The 5,101-nt window shown below is 73.7% G+C and carries 3 protein-coding genes; all 3 read right to left on the reverse strand.

Annotation, left to right across the window (positions count from 1 at the left end; genetic code table 11):
- Positions 1–460: 460 nt before the first annotated feature.
- Positions 461–1,279: a TrmH family RNA methyltransferase gene (locus GKQ77_RS27310; RefSeq protein WP_219691596.1), complete on the reverse strand. Its 819-nt coding sequence runs from the start codon at positions 1,277–1,279 to the stop codon at positions 461–463.
- An 89-nt stretch (positions 1,280–1,368) separates the two neighbouring features.
- Positions 1,369–2,601, reverse strand: a complete 1,233-nt coding sequence (gene cobA, locus GKQ77_RS27315) for a uroporphyrinogen-III C-methyltransferase (RefSeq protein ID WP_219691597.1) — start codon at positions 2,599–2,601, stop codon at positions 1,369–1,371.
- A 175-nt stretch (positions 2,602–2,776) separates the two neighbouring features.
- Positions 2,777–5,101 (reverse strand): nicotinate-nucleotide--dimethylbenzimidazole phosphoribosyltransferase (cobT, locus tag GKQ77_RS27320; RefSeq protein ID WP_258022051.1); only part of this gene is annotated, 2,325 nt, incomplete at its 5' end.

Genomic DNA, 5,101 nt, shown 5'->3' on the forward strand with positions numbered 1-5,101 from the left:
GGCTTCTAGCGGGGCGCTTCGGGTTCGTCGTGGCTGAGCGCGTAGTTCCTCGCGCCCCTTCGGGCGCGATCACCCGCGTTGCCCCTTCGGGCGTTCACCCGCGCCACTCCAGCGCGGGTTTGTCGTGGCTGAGCGCGCCGTTCCCCGCGCCCCTTCGGGCGCGATCACCCGCGCCGCCCCTTCGGGCGTTCACCCGCGCCGCCCCCTCGGGCGTTCACTCGCGCCACTCCAGCGCGGGTTTGTCGTGGCTGAGCGCGCCGTTCCCCGCGCCCCTACGGGCGCGATCACCCGCGCCATCCCTCGGGCGCGTTCAACCCCGCCACTCCAGCGCGGGATCGTCGTGGCTGAGCGCGCCGTTCCCCGCGCCCCTTTGGGGCGCGATCACCCGTGCCCCCTTCGGGCGTATTCGCCTGCGCCCTCCCCCGGGTGTTCGCCCGCACCCCTTCGGGGTGGGCCTCCCTCAGTTCTGGGGGCGGCCTGTTGCTGCTGCGTAGAAGGCCACCGCCGCCGCCGCTCCCACGTTCAGGGAGTCCACGCCGTGGGCCATCGGGATGCGGATCCATTCGTCCGCCGCGACCAGGGCCTGCGTGGAGAGGCCGTCGCCCTCCGCGCCCAGCATCAGCGCCACCCGGTCCATGCGGTGCGGGGCCACCTCGTCCAGGGACTTCGCCTTCTCGTCGGGGGTGAGGGCGAGCAGGTTGAAACCGGCCTCGCGCACTCCCTCCAGGCCCTTCGGCCAGGACTCCAGACGGGCGTACGGGACCGAGAAGACCGCGCCCATGGAGACCTTCACCGAGCGGCGGTACAGCGGGTCCGCGCAGTCCGGGGAGAGCAGGACCGCGTCCATGCCGAGGGCCGCCGCCGAGCGGAAGATCGCACCGATGTTCGTGTGGTCGTTCACCGCCTCCATCACGACCACCCTGCGGTGGGTCGCGAGGAGTTCGTCGGCCGTGGGCAGTGGCTTGCGCTGCATCGAGGCGAGGGCGCCGCGGTGCACGTGGTAGCCGGTGACCCGTTCGGCGAGGTCCGGGCTCACCGCGTACACGGGAGCCGGAAGCTCGTCGATGACGTCGCGCATGACGTCGACCCACTTGGCCGAGAGCAGCATCGACCGCATCTCGTAACCGGCGTCCTTGGCCCGTCTGATGACCTTCTCGCCCTCGGCGATGAACAGTCCCTCGGCCGGTTCGCGCCTGCGGCGCAGCTCGACGTCGGTCAGGCCCGTGTAGTCGCGCAGGCGGGGGTCGTCGGGGTCGTCGACGGTGATGAGATCAGCCACAGGGTGATACTGCCTTGTCCTGGGTGTGGTGCCAACGGCCGGGGGCGTGTTCCGTTACCGCTGGTTACTGGGGTGGTGTGCGGGGCGCGTTACGCGCGTGCGTCGGGGCCCACGGTGACGACGTCGCCGATGACGATGACCGCCGGAGGCTTCACCTCGTGGGTGCGGACCGCCTCGGCGACCGTGCCGAGCGTCGCGTCGACGCGGCGCTGGGCGGCCGTCGTGCCCTCCTGGATCAGGGCGAGCGGGGTGCCGGCCGCCTTGCCGTGGGTGATCAGGGCCTCCGCGATCTTGCCGATCTTGTCGACGCCCATGAGGATCACCAGCGTGCCGCGCAGCTTGGCGAGGGACTCCCAGTCGACCAGGGAGCGCTCGTCGTCCGGCGCCACATGCCCGCTGACCACCGTGAACTCGTGGGCGACGCCCCGGTGGGTGACGGGGATGCCCGCGGCAGAGGGGACGGAGATCGAGCTGGAGATGCCGGGTACGACGGTGCAGGCGATGCCCGCCTCGGCGAGCGCCTGCGCCTCCTCCATGCCACGGCCGAAGACGTAGGGGTCGCCGCCCTTGAGGCGTACGACGGCCTTGCCCTGCTTGGCGTGCTCGATCAGGGCGTTGTTGATCGCCTCCTGGGCCATGAAACGGCCGTAGGGGATCTTCGCGGCGTCGATCACCTCGACGTGCGGCGGCAGCTCGTCCAGGAGGTCGCGGGGGCCGAGGCGGTCGGCGATGACGACGTCCGCCGCGGCGAGGAGCCGGCGGCCGCGGACGGTGATCAGGTCCGGGTCGCCGGGGCCGCCGCCGACCAGGGCGACGCCGGGGGTCCGGGTGCGCAGGTGCGGGGCGACGAGGCTGCCGTCGCGCAGGCCCTCGACGACCGCGTCGCGGATGGCGGCGGTGCGGCGCGGGTCGCGGTCCTGCACGTCACTCGACAGGACGGCGACGGTGACGCCCTCGGAGCGGCCGGTGGCCGGGGTCCAGGCGGTGGCCGCCTCGGCGTCGTCGGAACGTACGCACCAGACGCGGTGGGCCTCCGCCTCCGCCGACGCACGGGTGTTGGCCTCGTCGTCGCTGGTGGCGATCAGGGCGTACCAGGCGCCCTGGAGGTCGCCGTCCTCGTAGCGGCGCCGGGTCCAGGTGATCTCGCCCGCGTCGGCCATCGCCTCCACCGAGGGGGTCGCCGAGGGGGATACGAGGAGAACGTCGGCGCCCGCCTTGATCAGCGCGGGGAGGCGGCGCTGGGCCACCTGGCCGCCGCCGAGGACGACGACGCGGCGGCCGTTGAGGCGGAGGCCTACGGGGTAGGCGGGGTGTTCGGCCATGGCTGTGCGGCTCCTCGTGCGGGCGGAGTCTGCTGATCTGGGGATTCTGGGGGTGCTGCGGGCCGCTGCGTCGCTGAAGCGGCTGCGTTTGACGTGCGGGTTCAGTATGGCGGGGGCGGGGCCGGGTTCTCTTCCCCAGCCCCGCCCCACGCCCCGGCAACCGGGGCTTCGCGGCCTACTTCTCGGTGACGCCCGCCGAATCGAACGTGGCCACCTCGTGCATCGCGCGGGCCGCGCTCTGGACGATCGGCAGGGCCAGAAGCGCGCCCGTGCCCTCGCCGAGGCGCAGATCCAGGTCGACGAGCGGGCGCAGGCCCAGCTTGTTCAGGGCCGCGACATGGCCGGGCTCGGCGCTGCGGTGGCCCGCGATGCAGGCCGCCAGGACCTCTGGGGCGATGGCGCGGGCGACCAGGGCGGCCGCGCCGGCACTCACACCGTCCAGGATCACCGGCGTACGCAGGGAGGCGCCGCCGAGGAGGAGGCCGACCATGGCCGCGTGCTCCAGGCCGCCGACCGCCGCGAGGACGCCGATCGGGTCCGCCGGGTCGGGCCGGTGGAGTTCCAGGGCGCGGCGGACCACCTCGACCTTGCGGGCGTGCATCTCGTCGTTGATGCCGGTGCCGCGGCCGGTGACCTCGGCGGGGTCCACGTCCGTGTAGACGGAGATCAGGGCCGCGGACGCGGTGGTGTTCGCGATGCCCATCTCGCCGGTCAGCAGGGCCTTGTTGCCCGCCGCCACCAGGTCGCGGGCGGTCTCGACGCCCACCTCGATGGCCGCCTTGACCTCTTCGCGGGTCAGGGCGGGGCCCGTCGTCATGTCGGCCGTGCCCGCGCGCACCTTGCGGGGCAGCAGGCCCGGCGTGGCGGGCAGCTCGCTCGCCACGCCCACGTCGATGACGCAGACCTCGGCGCCGACCTGGTTGGCGAAGGCGTTGCAGACCGCGCCGCCGCCGAGGAAGTTGGCGACCATCTGCGCGGTCACCTCCTGCGGCCAGGCGGTGACGCCCTGCGCGTGCACGCCGTGGTCACCGGCGAAGATCGCGACGGCCGCGGGCTCCGGGATCGGCGGCGGGCACATCCGGGAGAGGCCGGAGAGCTGGGCGGAGATGATCTCCAGCATGCCGAGGGCGCCCGGCGGCTTGGTCATCCGCTTCTGGCGTTCCCACGCCTCGCCGAGCGCCTTGGCGTCCAGCGGGCGGATGTTGGTCACGGTCTCGGCGAGCAGGTCGTGCGGGTCCTCGCCGGGCAGGGCGCGGCGGCCGTACGTCTCCTCGTGGACGACCCAGGACAGCGGGCGGCGCTTGGACCAGCCCGCCTGGATCAGCTCGGGCTCGTCCGGGAACTCGTCGACGTATCCCACGCAGAGGTACGCGACGACTTCGAGGTGCTCGGGCAGGCCGAGGGTGCGGACCATCTCGCGCTCGTCGAAGAAGCTGACCCAGCCGACGCCGAGGCCTTCGGCTCGGGCGGCGAGCCAGAGGTTCTCGACCGCGAGGGCGGAGGAGTACGGGGCCATCTGCGGCTGGGTGTGCCGGCCCAGGGTGTGGCGGCCGCCGCGGGTGGGGTCGGCGGTGACGACGATGTTCACCGGGGTGTCGAGGATGGCCTCGATCTTCAGTTCCTTGAACTGCTTCGCGCGGCCCTTGGGCAGGGACTTGGCGTACGCGTCACGCTGGCGCATGGCCAGTTCGTGCATGGTGCGCCGGGTCTCGGCGGACTTGATGACGACGAAGTCCCAGGGCTGGGAGTGCCCCACGGAGGGCGCGGTGTGGGCCGCCTCCAGGACGCGGAGCAGCACCTCGTGCGGGATGGGATCGGAGCGGAAGCCGTTGCGGATGTCGCGGCGCTCGCGCATGACGCGCAGGACGGCCTCGCGCTCGGCGTCGGCGTAGCCGGGCGCGGCGGTGCCGGGGGAGGTCACGGGCCCGGCGGGCTCCTCGTTCGCCTCGTCCCCCTCGTCCTCCTCGATGATGAGGAGTCCCGGCGCCTCGGCGGGAAGCCGCGCCTCCGCCGCCTCCGGGGCGTCCTGCGGCAGCAGGGCCTCGGGGCCCTGCGCGGTGTCGGGTGCGTCAGGCGCTTCGGCCATCTCGGGTGCTTCGGCCACTTCGGTCACTTCGTTCGCGTTGATCGGTTCGAACGAGATGACATCGTCGGCCTCGTCCAACTCTGCGGCCGGGTCGGCCGACTCGGGGGCGGCCGGGAACTCGGCCGGAGCCACCACCGGGGGTGCGGGGGGTGCGGGGGTCTCAGCGGGCGCGACCGGGGCCGGCGCGCCCTGAAGCGGCTCGGCGTCCTCGGTCTCTTCGTCCGCCCCGACCTGCGGCAGCGCCGCGTCGGACGCGGCGTCCGCTGCCAGCGGCTCGGCGCCGTCGCGCGGGGCGGGCACGGTGACGGCGGGCTGCGCGACGGCCTCGGGGAGCGCGTGGGCGGCCGCCGGGTCCTCGGGGGCGGCATCGGGTGCCGTCGCTTCCGTCGGCTCGACCGGCGGTACGAGGATGGG

It is taken from the genome of Streptomyces anatolicus (assembly GCF_019400875.1).
Taxonomy (GTDB): domain Bacteria; phylum Actinomycetota; class Actinomycetes; order Streptomycetales; family Streptomycetaceae; genus Streptomyces; species Streptomyces anatolicus.